This window comes from Streptomyces sp. MGP-P1 (assembly GCF_057766565.1).
Genome location: NZ_JBYMEM010000005.1, coordinates 107,322 through 123,526, shown reverse-complemented (window position 1 = coordinate 123,526; position 16,205 = coordinate 107,322). Strand labels below are relative to the sequence as shown.

Sequence of the window (16,205 nt, the reverse complement as noted above, 5' to 3'; positions counted from 1 at the left end):
GGCCGCTCGAACAAAAAGCGCCCCCGGCCGGTGGAGGATTCCAGCGGCCGGGGGCGCCTTCTGTTCGAGCGGTTACGGGACCGGTCAGGCCTTGGCCTCGCCCAGCAGCTTCTGGATCCGCGAGACGCCCTCGATCAGGTCCTCGTCGCCCAGGGCGTAGGACAGGCGCAGGTAACCCGGGGTTCCGAAGGCCTCGCCGGGCACGACGGCGACCTCGGCCTCGTCCAGGATGAGCGCGGCCAGCTCGACGGTGGTGGCCGGACGCTTGCCGCGGATCTCCTTGCCGAGCAGGTCCTTCACCGCCGGGTAGGCGTAGAAGGCGCCCTCGGGCTCCGGGCAGAACACGCCGTCGATCTCGTTGAGCATCCGTACGACGATCCCCCGGCGGCGGTCGAAGGCGGTGCGCATCTCGGCGACGGCGTCCAGCGGGCCGGAGACGGCCGCGAGCGCGGCGATCTGGGCGACGTTGGAGACGTTGGAGGTGGCGTGCGACTGAAGGTTGGTGGCGGCCTTGACAACATCCTTCGGGCCGATGATCCAGCCCACGCGCCAGCCGGTCATCGCGTACGTCTTGGCGACGCCGTTGACGACGATGCACTTGTCGCGCAGCTCGGGGACGATCGCCGGGAGCGAGGTGAAGGTGGCGTCGCCGTAGACGAGGTGCTCGTAGATCTCGTCGGTCATGACCCACAGGCCGTGCTCGACGGCCCAGCGGCCGATGGCCTCGGCGTCGGCCTCGCTGTAGACGGCGCCGGTGGGGTTGGACGGCGAGACGAACAGGACGACCTTGGTCTTCTCGGTGCGCGCGGCCTCCAGCTGCTCGACGGAGACCCGGTAGCCGGTGGTCTCGTCGGCGACGACCTCGACCGGCACACCGCCGGCGAGCCGGATCGACTCGGGGTAGGTGGTCCAGTACGGGGCGGGGACGATGACCTCGTCGCCCGGGTCGAGGATCGCGGCGAAGGCCTCGTAGATGGCCTGCTTGCCGCCGTTGGTCACCAGGATCTGGCTGGCGTCGACCTCGTAGCCGGAGTCGCGCAGGGTCTTCTCCGCGATGGCGGCCTTGAGCTCGGGGAGCCCGCCGGCCGGGGTGTAGCGGTGGTACTTCGGGTTGCGACAGGCCTCGACCGCGGCGTCGACGATGTAGTCGGGCGTCGGGAAGTCGGGCTCGCCGGCCCCGAAGCCGATCACCGGACGCCCGGCGGCCTTGAGGGCCTTGGCCTTGGCGTCGACGGCGAGGGTCGCGGACTCGGAGATCGCGCCGATGCGGGCCGAAACCCGGCGCTCGGACGGTGAAGTTGCAGCGCTCATGGCCCCATGCTCCCAGACCGCGAAAGCCGTCGGCACAGGGGTTTCAGGGACCGGACAGGACCCGGACGCCCTGCGGACAGGACCGGTCGGTTGCTCTCTGTTCGACGCGGCGGCCCTGAACACGTACACTCACCTGTCGTTGGCCTTCACCAGCCGCACCGTTCCTGCACCCGGTCACCGGGAAAGATGCGGTAGGTTGGTGGAAACCACCAAGGGTCGTAGCTCAATTGGTAGAGCACTGGTCTCCAAAACCAGCGGTTGGGGGTTCAAGTCCCTCCGGCCCTGCTACACACTCCTTCGCCAGGATGTGTGCGCATGTACGTACTTCATTGCACAGCCGTGCGGCTCCACCGGGCGCGGCACGGCCACGACCCGGAATCAGGTGAGTAGCGTGACGGACGCCGTGGGCTCCATCGACATGCCTGATGCTGAGGATGAAGCTCCCGAGTCGAAGAAGAAGACTCGGAAGGGCGGCAAGCGCGGCAAGAAGGGCCCTCTGGGTCGGCTCGCGCTGTTCTACCGCCAGATCGTCGCGGAACTCCGTAAGGTTGTCTGGCCGACCCGTAGCCAGCTGACGACGTACACCTCCGTGGTGATCGTGTTCGTCGTCGTCATGATCGGTCTTGTTACCGTTCTCGACATGGGCTTCGCCCGGGTCATCAAGTACGTCTTCGGCTGATCTCGCGGAAGGCGTCCGACCCGGCGCCCCTTTCGCACGTTCCACCCTTTGTATCCAGGAAGAAGCAGCCATCGTGTCTGACCCGAACCTGAACGACGCCGTCGAGCCCGAGGCTGGCGCCTTCGAGTCCGCCAAGGACGAGCTCGACATCGTTGAGGCTGCTGACTCCGTGGACCCGGACCAGGCCGAGGCCGCCGACCTCGCCGCGGGCGAGGCCGCCGAGAACGTGGAAGAGCCGGAGTCCGACGAGGACGACGCCGCCGAGGCGGTCGAGTCCGTCGAGGACGAGGCCGCTGAGGACGAGGCCGACGACGAGAGCGCCGACGAGGAAGAGGCCGAGCCGGCCGCCCCCGTCGACCCCGTCGCCGCCCTGCGTGAAGAGCTCCGCACGCTCCCCGGCGAGTGGTACGTCATCCACACGTACGCCGGTTACGAGAAGCGCGTGAAGGCCAACCTGGAGCAGCGCGCCGTCTCGCTGAACGTGGAGGAGTTCGTCTATCAGGCCGAGGTGCCTGAGGAGGAAATCGTCCAGATCAAGAACGGCGAGCGCAAGAACGTCCGGCAGAACAAGCTCCCCGGCTATGTGCTGGTGCGCATGGACCTGACGAACGAGTCCTGGGGCGTCGTGCGGAACACGCCGGGCGTCACCGGCTTCGTGGGCAACGCCTACGACCCGTACCCGCTGACCCTGGACGAGATCGTCAAGATGCTCGCCCCGGAGGCCGAGGAGAAGGCCGCCCGCGAGGCCGCCGAGGCCGAGGGCAAGCCGGCTCCGTCCCGCAAGGTCGAGGTCCAGGTGCTGGACTTCGAGGTCGGCGACTCGGTCACCGTCACGGACGGCCCGTTCGCCACGCTGCAGGCCACGATCAACGAGATCAACGCCGACTCGAAGAAGGTCAAGGGTCTCGTCGAGATCTTCGGCCGCGAGACCCCGGTCGAGCTCAGCTTCGACCAGATCCAGAAGAACTAGCTCTTACCGCCGGTTTCTGGACACATGCCTACCCAGCAGGTCAGAGGGGCTTCGCAGCCGCTCTGACCTGCTTGGTTTTTGGTCGCGCAGCTATACCCGTTATCGTTGTGCGGTATGCCTCCATCCGGATGACCGGAATCGGCGGCGAAACACTCTCATAGGACCCGGAGAGAGCAATGCCTCCCAAGAAGAAGAAGATCACGGGGCTTATCAAGCTTCAGATCAACGCCGGTGCGGCGAACCCGGCCCCGCCGGTCGGCCCCGCGCTCGGTCAGCACGGCGTCAACATCATGGAGTTCTGCAAGGCCTACAACGCCGCGACCGAGTCGCAGCGTGGCATGGTCGTGCCGGTGGAGATCACGGTCTACGACGACCGTTCCTTCACCTTCATCACGAAGACTCCGCCGGCCGCCAAGCTGATCCTCAAGGCCGCGGGTGTGGACAAGGGCTCCGGCGAGCCGCACAAGACCAAGGTTGCCAAGCTGACGGCCGCCCAGGTCCGCGAGATCGCCACGACGAAGCTCCCCGACCTGAACGCCAATGACCTCGACGCCGCGTCGAAGATCATTGCCGGCACCGCCCGTTCCATGGGCATCACGGTCGAAGGCTGATTCAGCCCCGTAACCCCCAGTGGTAGGACCAAGCGCTGGTCCGCACCACGACTCCACACTCTGAAACCACAGGAGTAGAAGTGAAGCGCAGCAAGAACCTCCGCGCTGCGGACGCCAAGATCGACCGGGAGCGCAACTACGCCCCGCTCGAGGCCGTCCGTATCGCCAAGGACACCGCCTCCACGAAGTTCGACAGCACCGTCGAGGTCGCCTTTGCCCTGGGTGTCGACCCGCGCAAGGCCGACCAGATGGTCCGTGGCACCGTGAACCTCCCGCACGGCACCGGCAAGACCGCCCGGGTCCTGGTCTTCGCGACCGGTGACCGTGCTGCGGCCGCGGAAGCCGCTGGAGCCGACATCGTCGGCGCCGACGAGCTCATCGACGAGGTGGCGAAGGGCCGTCTGGACTTCGACGCCGTCGTCGCGACCCCGGACCTCATGGGCAAGGTCGGCCGCCTGGGCCGCGTGCTCGGTCCGCGTGGTCTGATGCCGAACCCGAAGACCGGCACCGTCACCCCCGACGTCGTGAAGGCTGTCAACGACATCAAGGGCGGCAAGATCGAGTTCCGCGTCGACAAGCACTCGAACCTGCACTTCATCATCGGCAAGACCTCGTTCGACGAGACCAAGCTGGTGGAGAACTACGCAGCGGCGCTGGACGAGATCCTCCGTCTGAAGCCGTCCGCCGCCAAGGGCCGCTACATCAAGAAGGCCACCCTGGCCACCACGATGGGCCCCGGCATCCCGCTGGACGCCAACCGCACCCGCAACCTCCTCGTCGAGGAGGACCCGGCCTCCGTCTGAGCTTCCATGCTCACCCGGTAGCCGCGTCGTACGCGTGCACTGTGTGAACGGGCCCCGCAACCTTTCGAGGTGCGGGGCCCGTCCTCGTATCCGTACGGAGTCATGTCTGTCAGTGCCCTGTGCCAGTGTTGTGCGGGGAACGAACGGACGATACGAGGGGTGGACGGGTACATGAGGACGAGCACGGCACGACGCATGGGCACGGCTCTGGCCGCCGCGGCGGCACTGACGTCGATAGCGGCCTGCAGTGGCTCCGACGGCTCGAAGGGCTCTGGCGGCGGGGGAGAGGGCAAGGCCGGCGCCGTCTCCAAGGCGAGCCCCGTGGCCGCGCTGAAGCAGGTGCAGCAGAAGACCGGAGGCGCCCAGTCGGCGAAGGTCGAGGGCACCACCGAGATGGGCACCGCCATGTCCATGAAGCAGTCCGGGTCCATCGGCTGGGCCGACGGCCTCTCCGGCGCGCTGACCATCACGTACACCGGCGGCACCATGGGCGACGCCCTGAAGCAGGCCGGCGGCGACGGATCGGTCGAGGCGCGCTATTTCAAGGACGAGTACTACGCCAACATGGGCGACGCCATGGCGGCCAACACCGGCGGCAAGCACTGGATCCGGTATTCCTACAAGGACCTCGCCGAGCTGGGCGGGGCCTCCGGCGACTTGATGAAGGACCAGATCCAGAACAGCACGCCCGAGCAGGGCGTGAAGGCGCTCCTGGCCTCCGGCGACGTGAAGAAGGTCGGCCAGGAGGACGTCCGCGGGGTCCCCGCGACGCACTACTCCGGCACGGTCGACGTGGCCGCCCTGACCGCGAAGAACAGCAACCTGGACGCGAAGCAGCTGGCCGCGTTCAAGGAACAGCTCGCCCTGGCCGGGGTGACCACCCAGACCGTCGACATCTGGGTCGACAAGAACGACCTGCTGGTGAAGAAGACCGAGCGCGGCGAGATGAAGACCGGCGCGTTCAACTCGACGCTCTTCTACAGCGACTACGGCACCGAGGTCCCCTCCGAGAAGCCGGCGGCCTCGGACACCGTGGACTTCAAGGAGATGCTGAAGCAGGGCGGCGCTACCCCGGGCGGCGCCTCCTGACACCTCCCGCACGGGACGAACGGGGACGGATTTGCTCGTCCCGCATCCGGTCGCGTACTCTCACCAAGAAGCCAAAGACCGCTGGTCGTCGCTGTGCCTCGTCAGAGGGACGGTGACCGAAGGTTCCGCTAGATCGGACGACCTGCGCAGGTGACTGTGGAACGCTCCCGGACTCTGTTCGGTCGAGCCGCGCCCTGGCACTTGTGCTGGGGCGTTTCGTCTTTCCCGGCCCCTTCTGAGCGGTCCTCATCACCCGGAAGGAGGCCGACGCTCATGGCAAGGCCCGACAAGGCTGCCGCGGTAGCCGAGCTGACGGACCAGTTCCGCAGCTCGAACGCCGCCGTGCTGACCGAGTACCGGGGTCTCACCGTGGCACAGCTCAAGGAGCTGCGCCGTTCGCTCGGTGAGAACGCCCAGTACGCCGTGGTGAAGAACACGCTGACCAAGATTGCGGCCAACGAGGCCGGGATCGACACGCTGGACGACCTGTTCTCGGGTCCGACGGCGGTTGCCTTCGTCACCGGTGACCCGGTGGAGTCGGCGAAGGGTCTTCGTGACTTCGCCAAGGACAACCCCAACCTCATCATCAAGGGCGGTGTCCTTGACGGTAAGGCGCTGTCCGCCGATGAGATCAAGAAGCTCGCGGACCTCGAGTCCCGCGAGGTTCTGCTCTCCAAGCTGGCCGGTGCCTTCAAGGGCAAGCAGACTCAGGCTGCGCAGCTCTTCCAGGCACTGCCGTCGAAGTTCGTCCGCACCGCGGAAGCGCTTCGCGCCAAGAAGGAAGAGCAGGGCGGTGCCGGTACTCCGGCTCCCGCCGAGGCCGCCGAGTAATTTCGCTCAGCGGTCCAGCGGGCTCCACGTACGCCCGCCGACATATACATCCGGCACCTGCCGAATAGTGGAAGGACGCCTATCATGGCGAAGCTGTCCCAGGACGACCTGCTCGCGCAGTTCGAAGGCATGACCCTCATCGAGCTCTCCGAGTTCGTCAAGGCCTTCGAGGAGAAGTTCGACGTCACCGCCGCCGCGGCCGTCGCCGTCGCCGGCCCCGCCGCTGGTGGCGCCCCGGCCGAGGCCGAGGCCGAGCAGGACGAGTTCGACGTCATCCTCACCGGTGCCGGCGAGAAGAAGATCCAGGTCATCAAGACCGTCCGTGAGCTGACCTCGCTCGGTCTCAAGGAGGCCAAGGACCTCGTCGACGGCACCCCGAAGCCGGTCCTCGAGAAGGTCGCCAAGGACGTCGCGGAGAAGGCTGCCGAGTCCCTCAAGGCCGCCGGCGCCTCCGTCGAGGTCAAGTAACACCTCGGGAGTCCTCCGGACTCCCTGGGCACCTCAGGTGCCCGCGCCAAGGGCGATCACCCATCCGGGTGGTCGCCCTTCGGCGTGCCCGTGGCGGGTGCCTTGCTCTTCCGCCGACGACGAGTAGGGTGATCTTCGCCGTGCGCCTCTCGCGGGCCCCTCAGGGGCGTCCTGCGGGCATCCCGGGGGTGGCCAGTGAAGGCGCCCGGAGGCCCGATCGGACCGGTGGGCCTTGACGAACCGGACGCGGCGCGCAATTCTCAGGACGCGTCATCACTTCGATCCGTATCCGAGGCATGGATCGAGAGTGAAGAGGGCAGTAAAGAAGAGCGCACCCCGCGCGAGGGTCAGGGCTAGACATAGGTGTTGAGAACAGCTGTTGAGAGCAACGTGGGTCTCTGAGAACCCCGACTGGACATCAGTGTGCCGCTTGGCTACACTGACCCTTTGCGCTGCCTGTTAGCTGCCTCCTGCCCGTCACCAGGGGCATGCCCACGCTGAAGCACCGATGGCCGACCCCCTCCGACCTGGTCGTTTTACGACCGATTCGGAACGGTCTGTCTCTGTGGCCAGAGTGGGACCGGTACGCGCGTAGTGAGTCCGAGCCCTCGGAAGGACCCCCTCTTGGCCGCCTCGCGCAACGCCTCGACCGCGAATACGAACCACGGTGCCAGCACCGCCCCGCTGCGCATCTCTTTTGCAAAGATCAAGGAGCCCCTCGAGGTTCCGAACCTCCTCGCGCTGCAGACCGAGAGCTTTGACTGGCTCCTGGGCAACGCCGCCTGGAAGGCTCGCGTCGAGGCTGCTCTGGACAGTGGACAAGACGTCCCCACCAAGTCCGGCCTGGAGGAGATCTTCGAGGAGATCTCACCGATCGAGGACTTCTCCGGGTCGATGTCGCTTACGTTCCGCGACCACCGCTTCGAGCCCCCGAAGAACTCGATCGACGAGTGCAAGGAGCGCGACTTCACGTTCGCCGCGCCGCTCTTCGTCACGGCCGAGTTCACCAACAACGAGACCGGCGAGATCAAGTCCCAGACGGTCTTCATGGGCGACTTCCCGCTCATGACCAACAAGGGCACCTTCGTCATCAACGGCACCGAGCGTGTCGTCGTGTCGCAGCTGGTCCGCTCGCCGGGTGTCTACTTCGACTCCTCCATCGACAAGACGTCCGACAAGGACATCTTCTCCGCCAAGATCATCCCTTCCCGGGGTGCCTGGCTGGAGATGGAGATCGACAAGCGCGACATGGTCGGTGTCCGCATCGACCGCAAGCGCAAGCAGTCCGTCACCGTCCTCCTGAAGGCGCTCGGCTGGAGCACCGAGCAGATCCTGGAGGAGTTCGGCGAGTACGAGTCGATGCGCGCCACCCTGGAGAAGGACCACACCCAGGGCCAGGACGACGCACTGCTCGACATCTACCGCAAGCTGCGTCCGGGCGAGCCGCCGACGCGCGAGGCCGCTCAGACGCTGCTCGAGAACCTCTACTTCAACCCGAAGCGCTACGACCTCGCGAAGGTCGGCCGCTACAAGGTGAACAAGAAGCTCGGCGCCGATGAGCCGCTGGACGCCGGGGTTCTCACCTCGGACGACGTCATCGCGACCATCAAGTACCTGGTCAAGCTGCACGCCGGTGAGACCGAGACGACCGGTGAGTCCGGCCGGGAGATCGTCGTCGAGACCGACGACATCGACCACTTCGGCAACCGCCGTCTGCGCAACGTCGGCGAGCTCATCCAGAACCAGGTCCGTACGGGCCTGGCGCGGATGGAGCGCGTCGTCCGCGAGCGCATGACCACGCAGGACGTCGAGGCGATCACGCCGCAGACCCTGATCAACATCCGGCCGGTCGTCGCCTCCATCAAGGAGTTCTTCGGCACCAGCCAGCTGTCGCAGTTCATGGACCAGAACAACCCGCTGTCGGGTCTCACCCACAAGCGCCGCCTGTCGGCTCTTGGCCCGGGTGGTCTCTCCCGTGAGCGGGCCGGCTTCGAGGTCCGAGACGTGCACCCGTCCCACTACGGACGCATGTGCCCGATCGAGACCCCCGAAGGCCCGAACATCGGTCTGATCGGTTCGCTCGCCTCGTACGGCCGCGTCAACGCGTTCGGCTTCATCGAGACGCCGTACCGCAAGGTCGTCGACGGTCAGGTCACCGATGACGTCGACTACATCACGGCCGACGAGGAGGACCGCTACGTCATCGCCCAGGCGAACGCGACCCTCTCCGAGGAGCTGCGCTTCACCGAGCCCCGCGTCCTGGTCCGTCGCCGTGGCGGGGAGGTCGACTACGTGCCCGGCACGGAGGTCGACTACATGGACGTCTCGCCGCGCCAGATGGTGTCCGTCGCCACCGCGATGATCCCCTTCCTGGAGCACGACGACGCCAACCGTGCCCTCATGGGCGCGAACATGATGCGTCAGGCGGTGCCGCTCATCAAGTCGGAGGCGCCGCTCGTCGGCACCGGCATGGAGTACCGCTGCGCCACCGACGCCGGCGACGTCCTCAAGGCGGAGAAGGACGGTGTGGTCCAGGAGGTCTCCGCGGACTACATCACCGTCACGAACGACGACGGCACGTACACCACGTACCGCATCGCCAAGTTCATGCGCTCCAACCAGGGCACCTCGGTCAACCAGAAGGTCGTCGTCTCCGAGGGCGACCGGATCGTGGCCGACCAGGTGCTCGCCGACGGACCGGCCACCGAGAACGGTGAGATGGCCCTCGGCAAGAACCTGCTCGTGGCGTTCATGCCGTGGGAGGGTCACAACTACGAGGACGCGATCATCCTGTCGCAGCGCCTCGTACAGGACGACGTCCTCTCCTCGATCCACATCGAGGAGCACGAGGTCGACGCCCGTGACACCAAGCTCGGCCCGGAGGAGATCACCCGGGACATCCCGAACGTCTCCGAAGAGGTCCTCGCCGACCTCGACGAGCGCGGCATCATCCGCATCGGTGCCGAGGTCGTCGCCGGTGACATCCTCGTCGGCAAGGTCACGCCCAAGGGCGAGACCGAGCTGACCCCCGAGGAGCGCCTGCTCCGCGCGATCTTCGGTGAGAAGGCGCGCGAGGTGCGCGACACCTCGCTGAAGGTGCCGCACGGTGAGATCGGCAAGGTCATCGGCGTCCGCGTCTTCGACCGCGAAGAGGGCGACGAGCTGCCGCCGGGCGTGAACCAGCTGGTCCGCGTCTACGTCGCGCAGAAGCGCAAGATCACCGATGGTGACAAGCTCGCCGGCCGTCACGGCAACAAGGGCGTCATCTCCAAGATCCTGCCGATCGAGGACATGCCGTTCCTGGAGGACGGCACCCCGGTCGACATCATCCTCAACCCGCTGGGTGTCCCGTCCCGAATGAACCCGGGACAGGTCCTGGAGATCCACCTCGGCTGGCTCGCCAGCCGCGGCTGGGACGTCTCCGGCCTCGGTGACGAGTGGGCCCAGCGCCTGCAGGCCATCGGCGCCGACCAGGTCGCCCCCGGCACCAACGTCGCCACGCCCGTCTTCGACGGTGCGCGCGAGGACGAGATCACCGGCCTCTTCCAGGCCACGATCCCCAACCGCGACGGCGACCGCCTGGTCCAGCCCTCCGGCAAGGCCCAGCTCTACGACGGCCGCTCCGGCGAGCCGTTCCCGGAGCCGGTCTCGGTCGGGTTCATGTACATCCTCAAGCTGCACCACCTGGTCGACGACAAGCTGCACGCGCGTTCGACCGGCCCGTACTCCATGATCACCCAGCAGCCGCTGGGTGGTAAGGCACAGTTCGGTGGTCAGCGCTTCGGTGAGATGGAGGTGTGGGCCCTTGAGGCTTACGGCGCCGCATACGCCCTCCAGGAGCTCCTGACGATCAAGTCCGACGACGTGACCGGCCGCGTGAAGGTCTACGAGGCCATCGTCAAGGGCGAGAACATCCCCGAGCCCGGCATTCCCGAGTCCTTCAAGGTGCTCATCAAGGAAATGCAGTCGCTCTGCCTCAACGTGGAGGTGCTGTCCTCGGACGGCATGTCCATCGAGATGCGCGACACGGACGAGGACGTCTTCCGCGCGGCGGAGGAACTCGGTATCGACCTGTCCCGGCGCGAGCCGAGCAGCGTCGAAGAGGTCTGACGGCCGGCCGGCCGCCTCATCCCGAGGTGGCCGGCCCTCCCCGGACCCGTTCAGACCATTGATTTTGACGAGACCCCGAAAGAGGGATTGACGACAAGTGCTCGACGTCAACTTCTTCGACGAGCTGCGGATCGGCCTTGCCACCGCGGACGACATCCGGACCTGGTCGCACGGCGAAGTGAAGAAGCCGGAGACCATCAACTACCGCACGCTCAAGCCCGAGAAGGACGGACTCTTCTGCGAGAAGATCTTCGGTCCGACCCGGGACTGGGAGTGCTACTGCGGCAAGTACAAGCGTGTCCGCTTCAAGGGCATCATCTGTGAGCGCTGCGGCGTCGAGGTCACTCGCGCCAAGGTGCGTCGTGAGCGGATGGGCCACATCGAGCTTGCCGCTCCCGTCACCCACATCTGGTACTTCAAGGGCGTTCCCTCGCGCCTCGGATACCTGCTGGACCTCGCGCCGAAGGACCTGGAAAAGGTCATCTACTTCGCCGCGTACATGATCACGTTCGTGGACGAGGAGCGTCGTACCCGCGACCTGCCGTCCCTGGAGGCACACGTCTCCGTCGAGCGCCAGCAGACCGAGAACCGCCGCGACTCCGACCTGGAGGCCCGCGCCAAGAAGCTCGAGACCGACCTGGCCGAGCTGGAGGCCGAGGGCGCCAAGGCGGACGTGCGCCGCAAGGTGCGCGAAGGCGCCGAGCGCGAGATGAAGCAGCTGCGCGACCGTGCGCAGCGCGAGATCGACCGCCTCGACGAGGTGTGGAGCCGCTTCAAGAACCTCAAGGTCCAGGACCTGGAGGGCGACGAGCTGCTCTACCGCGAGCTGCGTGACCGCTTCGGCACGTACTTCGACGGCTGCATGGGCGCCGCGGCGCTCCAGAAGCGCCTGGAGTCCTTCGACCTCGACGAGGAGGCCGAGCGCCTCCGCGAGATCATCCGCACCGGCAAGGGCCAGAAGAAGACCCGTGCGCTCAAGCGCCTCAAGGTCGTCTCCGCGTTCCTGCAGACCAGCAACAAGCCCAAGGGCATGGTGCTCGACTGCGTGCCGGTCATCCCGCCGGACCTGCGTCCGATGGTGCAGCTGGACGGTGGCCGCTTCGCGACCTCCGACCTGAACGACCTGTACCGCCGTGTGATCAACCGCAACAACCGCCTCAAGCGTCTCCTTGACCTCGGCGCCCCCGAGATCATCGTGAACAACGAGAAGCGGATGCTGCAGGAGGCCGTCGACGCGCTGTTCGACAACGGCCGCCGCGGTCGCCCGGTCACCGGTCCCGGCAACCGCCCCCTGAAGTCCCTGAGCGACATGCTCAAGGGCAAGCAGGGTCGTTTCCGTCAGAACCTCCTCGGCAAGCGCGTGGACTACTCCGCGCGTTCCGTGATCGTCGTCGGCCCGCAGCTCAAGCTGCACCAGTGCGGTCTGCCGAAGGCGATGGCGCTGGAGCTCTTCAAGCCGTTCGTGATGAAGCGCCTGGTGGACCTGAACCACGCGCAGAACATCAAGTCGGCCAAGCGCATGGTCGAGCGTGGCCGCACCGTCGTGTACGACGTCCTCGAAGAGGTCATCGCCGAGCACCCGGTGCTGCTGAACCGTGCGCCCACCCTGCACCGCCTGGGCATCCAGGCCTTCGAGCCGCAGCTGGTCGAGGGCAAGGCCATCCAGATCCACCCGCTCGTCTGCACCGCGTTCAACGCGGACTTCGACGGTGACCAGATGGCCGTGCACCTGCCGCTCTCCGCGGAGGCGCAGGCCGAGGCCCGCATCCTGATGCTGTCCTCGAACAACATCCTGAAGCCGGCCGACGGTCGTCCCGTCACCATGCCGACCCAGGACATGGTGCTGGGTCTCTTCTTCCTCACCACGGACGAAGAGGGCCGCAACGTCAAGGGCACGGACCGCGCGTTCGGCTCCACGGCCGAGGCCACCATGGCCTTCGACGCCCGCGAGCTGTCGCTCCAGGCGAAGGTCGACATCCGCTTCCCGGTCGGCACCATGCCGCCGCGTGGCTGGGTGCCGCCGGTCGCCGAGGAGGGTGAGCCGGAGTACCAGCCCGGCGACACCTTCCGGCTGCGGACCAGCCTGGGCCGTGCGCTCTTCAACGAGCTGCTGCCCGAGGACTACCCGTTCGTCGACTACTCGGTGGGCAAGAAGCAGCTCTCCGAGATCGTCAACGACCTGGCCGAGCGCTACCCCAAGGTCATCGTGGCGGCGACGCTCGACAACCTGAAGGCGGCGGGCTTCCACTGGGCGACCCGTTCGGGCGTCACCGTGGCCGTCTCCGACATCGTCGTGCCCGAGGCCAAGAAGGCCATCGTCAAGGGCTACGAGGAGCAGGACGAGAAGGTCCAGAAGCAGTACGAGCGCGGTCTCATCACCAAGGACGAGCGCACGCAGGAGCTCATCGCGATCTGGACCAAGGCGACCAACGAGGTTGCCGAGGCGATGAACGCGAACTTCCCGAAGACGAACCCCATCTTCATGATGGTCGACTCGGGCGCCCGAGGAAACATGATGCAGATGCGTCAGATCGCGGGTATGCGTGGTCTGGTGTCGAACGCCAAGAACGAGACGATTCCCCGTCCCATCAAGGCGTCCTTCCGTGAGGGCCTCACCGTTCTGGAGTACTTCATCTCCACGCACGGTGCCCGTAAGGGTCTGGCGGACACCGCCCTGCGTACCGCCGACTCGGGTTACCTGACCCGTCGTCTGGTGGACGTCTCGCAGGACGTGATCATTCGCGAGGAGGACTGCGGCACCGACCGCGGCCTCAAGCTGAAGATCGCGGTCAAGGGCGCCGACGGCGTGCTCCGCAAGACGGAGGACGTCGAGACCTCGGTCTACGCCCGCATGCTCGCCGAGGACGTCGTGGTGGACGGCAAGGTCATCGCGCCCGCCAACGTCGACCTCGGTGACGTCCTGATCGACGCCCTGGTGGGCGCCGGCGTCGAGGAGGTCAAGACCCGCTCGGTCCTGACCTGTGAGTCCGCGGTCGGCACCTGTGCCTTCTGCTACGGACGCTCGCTCGCCACCGGCAAGCTGGTCGACATCGGTGAGGCGGTCGGCATCATCGCCGCCCAGTCCATCGGTGAGCCCGGCACCCAGCTGACGATGCGTACCTTCCACACCGGTGGTGTGGCCGGTGACGACATCACCCAGGGTCTGCCCCGAGTCGTCGAGCTCTTCGAAGCCCGTACGCCCAAGGGTGTCGCCCCGATCTCCGAGGCCAAGGGCCGCGTGCGGATCGAGGAGACCGAGAAGACCAAGAAGCTCGTCGTCACCCCGGACGACGGCAGCGACGAGACGGCGTTCCCGATCTCGAAGCGTGCCCGTCTGCTCGTGGGCGAGGGCGACCCGGTCGAGGTGGGCCAGAAGCTCACCGTCGGTGCGACCAACCCGCACGACGTGCTGCGCATCCTCGGCCAGCGTGCGGTCCAGGTCCACCTGGTCGGCGAAGTCCAGAAGGTCTACAACTCGCAGGGCGTGTCGATCCACGACAAGCACATCGAGATCATCATCCGGCAGATGCTCCGCCGCGTGACGATCATCGAGTCCGGCGACGCGGAGCTGCTTCCGGGCGAGCTGGTCGAGCGGTCGAAGTTCGAGACCGAGAACCGTCGTGTGGTCACCGAGGGCGGTCACCCCGCCTCCGGCCGTCCGCAGCTGATGGGTATCACCAAGGCCTCGCTCGCCACCGAGTCGTGGCTGTCGGCGGCGTCCTTCCAGGAGACGACCAGGGTCCTCACCGACGCGGCGATCAACGCCAAGTCGGACTCCCTGATCGGCCTCAAGGAGAACGTCATCATCGGTAAGCTCATCCCGGCCGGTACGGGCCTGTCCCGCTACCGCAACATCCGGGTCGAGCCGACCGAGGAGGCCAAGGCCGCGATGTACTCGGCCGTCGGCTACGACGACATCGACTACTCGCCGTTCGGCACCGGCTCCGGCCAGGCCGTCCCGCTGGAGGACTACGACTACGGTCCGTACAACCAGTAAGCGAGTGCTTGCCGATTGAACGACCGGAGGGCGGTCACCCCGTACGTCATGGGGTGGCCGCCCTCCGGCGTGTGCGGGGGCGGGGGCTTGCCGGGCCCTGAGTGGCCCTGTGGGGCCCGGACACGGCCGGGCGGCGGGCGGCGGGCCTTCCGGGGCGCGGACCTGCGCGTACGGGCGGACGCGGGTGGTCGTCGCCTTCGGCCGGAGGGCTCCCACGCCCCGGCGTGTCGGCGTGCACAGCATTTGTTTTGACCCAGCTCCGTGAGGTAGGTACGCTCAAGCCTTGTGCCTGGGGTGTGCCTGGGCTCGGGTGCGTGTCCTCAACCGCATCGCGAGTCCGTCAGTAGCCACCGCAATCTGTGCCGACCAACGCCCTTGGGGCGGAAGTCCGCAGTATTCGACACACCCGACCGCGTGGGTCGGCGATGTTCCAGGTTAGTTTCACGAACGGCACACAGAAACCGGAGAAGTAGTGCCTACGATCCAGCAGCTGGTCCGGAAGGGCCGGCAGGACAAGGTCGAGAAGAACAAGACGCCCGCGCTCGAGGGTTCGCCCCAGCGGCGTGGCGTCTGCACGCGTGTGTTCACGACCACCCCGAAGAAGCCGAACTCGGCGCTCCGTAAGGTCGCGCGTGTGCGTCTGACCTCCGGCATCGAGGTCACGGCCTACATCCCGGGTGAGGGACACAACCTGCAGGAGCACTCCATCGTGCTCGTGCGTGGTGGCCGTGTGAAGGACCTGCCGGGTGTTCGTTACAAGATCATCCGCGGCTCCCTTGACACCCAGGGTGTCAAGAACCGCAAGCAGGCCCGCAGCCGCTACGGCGCCAAGAAGGAGAAGTAAGAATGCCTCGTAAGGGCCCCGCCCCGAAGCGCCCGGTCATCATCGACCCGGTCTACAGCTCTCCTCTTGTCACCTCGCTGATCAACAAGATCCTCCTCGACGGCAAGCGTTCCACCGCCGAGCGGATCGTGTACGGCGCCATGGAAGGCCTCCGCGAGAAGACCGGCAACGACCCGGTCATCACGCTGAAGCGCGCGCTTGAGAACGTCAAGCCCTCGCTCGAGGTCAAGTCCCGCCGTGTCGGTGGCGCCACCTACCAGGTGCCGATCGAGGTCAAGCCCGGTCGCGCCTCCACCCTCGCTCTGCGCTGGCTCGTCGGCTACTCCCGCGCCCGCCGCGAGAAGACCATGACCGAGCGCCTCATGAACGAGCTGCTCGACGCCTCCAACGGCCTCGGCGCTGCGGTCAAGAAGCGTGAGGACACCCACAAGATGGCCGAGTCCAACAAGGCCTTCGCGCACTACCGCTGGTAGTCGCTACCCCCATCGAGAC

Annotated in this window: 12 protein-coding genes and 1 tRNA gene; 12 read left to right on the top strand and 1 reads right to left on the bottom strand. The window is 66.7% G+C overall.

The window, feature by feature from the left end; translation table 11 throughout:
* Positions 1-84 precede the first annotated feature (84 nt).
* Positions 85-1,311: a pyridoxal phosphate-dependent aminotransferase gene (locus tag AC3CH1_RS09790; protein ID WP_050360966.1), complete on the bottom strand. Its 1,227-nt coding sequence runs from the start codon at positions 1,309-1,311 to the stop codon at positions 85-87.
* Positions 1,312-1,523: 212 nt separating this feature from the next.
* Here AC3CH1_RS09790 and AC3CH1_RS09785 point away from each other — a divergent pair.
* The 12 genes from AC3CH1_RS09785 (at position 1,524) to rpsG (ending at position 16,186) form a co-directional block, all read left to right on the top strand.
* Positions 1,524-1,596 (top strand) — tRNA-Trp (locus tag AC3CH1_RS09785).
* Between the two features lie 106 nt (positions 1,597-1,702).
* Entirely contained in the window at positions 1,703-1,990 is a 288-nt protein-coding gene (gene secE / locus AC3CH1_RS09780; RefSeq protein WP_018960177.1) for a preprotein translocase subunit SecE, read from the top strand.
* 73 nt (positions 1,991-2,063) lie between these two features.
* Positions 2,064-2,960, top strand: coding sequence for a transcription termination/antitermination protein NusG (nusG, locus tag AC3CH1_RS09775; protein WP_488462533.1), 897 nt, complete (start codon positions 2,064-2,066; stop codon positions 2,958-2,960).
* A gap of 176 nt (positions 2,961-3,136) precedes the next feature.
* Positions 3,137-3,571, top strand: coding sequence for a 50S ribosomal protein L11 (rplK, locus tag AC3CH1_RS09770; protein WP_073740413.1), 435 nt, complete (start codon positions 3,137-3,139; stop codon positions 3,569-3,571).
* Positions 3,572-3,651: 80 nt separating this feature from the next.
* The gene (gene rplA, locus AC3CH1_RS09765; protein WP_007445923.1) at positions 3,652-4,374 is read left to right on the top strand and encodes a 50S ribosomal protein L1; all 723 of its coding nucleotides are present in this window, start codon (positions 3,652-3,654) and stop codon (positions 4,372-4,374) included.
* 171 nt (positions 4,375-4,545) lie between these two features.
* Positions 4,546-5,463 carry an SCO4651 family lipoprotein gene (locus AC3CH1_RS09760; RefSeq protein ID WP_488462532.1) on the top strand — a complete coding sequence of 306 codons (918 nt, stop codon included), beginning with the start codon at positions 4,546-4,548 and terminating at the stop codon, positions 5,461-5,463.
* Between the two features lie 273 nt (positions 5,464-5,736).
* Complete coding sequence (gene rplJ / locus AC3CH1_RS09755) at positions 5,737-6,294, top strand: 50S ribosomal protein L10 (protein WP_007445921.1); 558 nt, start codon at positions 5,737-5,739, stop codon at positions 6,292-6,294.
* A gap of 84 nt (positions 6,295-6,378) precedes the next feature.
* Positions 6,379-6,762, top strand: coding sequence for a 50S ribosomal protein L7/L12 (rplL, locus tag AC3CH1_RS09750; protein ID WP_265599883.1), 384 nt, complete (start codon positions 6,379-6,381; stop codon positions 6,760-6,762).
* Between the two features lie 624 nt (positions 6,763-7,386).
* Entirely contained in the window at positions 7,387-10,872 is a 3,486-nt protein-coding gene (gene rpoB, locus AC3CH1_RS09745) for a DNA-directed RNA polymerase subunit beta (RefSeq protein WP_488462531.1), read from the top strand.
* 97 nt (positions 10,873-10,969) lie between these two features.
* A complete protein-coding gene (locus tag AC3CH1_RS09740; RefSeq protein WP_007445918.1) occupies positions 10,970-14,869 on the top strand; it encodes a DNA-directed RNA polymerase subunit beta' in 3,900 nt (1,299 codons plus the stop codon).
* Between the two features lie 472 nt (positions 14,870-15,341).
* Complete coding sequence (gene rpsL / locus AC3CH1_RS09735; RefSeq protein ID WP_003948652.1) at positions 15,342-15,713, top strand: 30S ribosomal protein S12; 372 nt, start codon at positions 15,342-15,344, stop codon at positions 15,711-15,713.
* Between the two features lie 2 nt (positions 15,714-15,715).
* A complete protein-coding gene (gene rpsG, locus AC3CH1_RS09730) occupies positions 15,716-16,186 on the top strand; it encodes a 30S ribosomal protein S7 (protein ID WP_007445917.1) in 471 nt (156 codons plus the stop codon).
* Positions 16,187-16,205: the final 19 nt, after the last annotated feature.

Bases quoted from the DNA above. Each gene is read 5' to 3' on its own strand.
- AC3CH1_RS09790 (WP_050360966.1), bottom strand. From the start codon at position 1,311: ATGAGCGCTGCAACTTCACCGTCCGAGCGCCGGGTTTCGGCCCGCATC.
- rplK (WP_073740413.1), top strand. From the start codon at position 3,137: ATGCCTCCCAAGAAGAAGAAGATCACGGGGCTTATCAAGCTTCAGATC.
- AC3CH1_RS09760 (WP_488462532.1), top strand. From the start codon at position 4,546: ATGAGGACGAGCACGGCACGACGCATGGGCACGGCTCTGGCCGCCGCG.
- rplJ (WP_007445921.1), top strand. From the start codon at position 5,737: ATGGCAAGGCCCGACAAGGCTGCCGCGGTAGCCGAGCTGACGGACCAG.
- rplL (WP_265599883.1), top strand. From the start codon at position 6,379: ATGGCGAAGCTGTCCCAGGACGACCTGCTCGCGCAGTTCGAAGGCATG.
- rpsG (WP_007445917.1), top strand. From the start codon at position 15,716: ATGCCTCGTAAGGGCCCCGCCCCGAAGCGCCCGGTCATCATCGACCCG.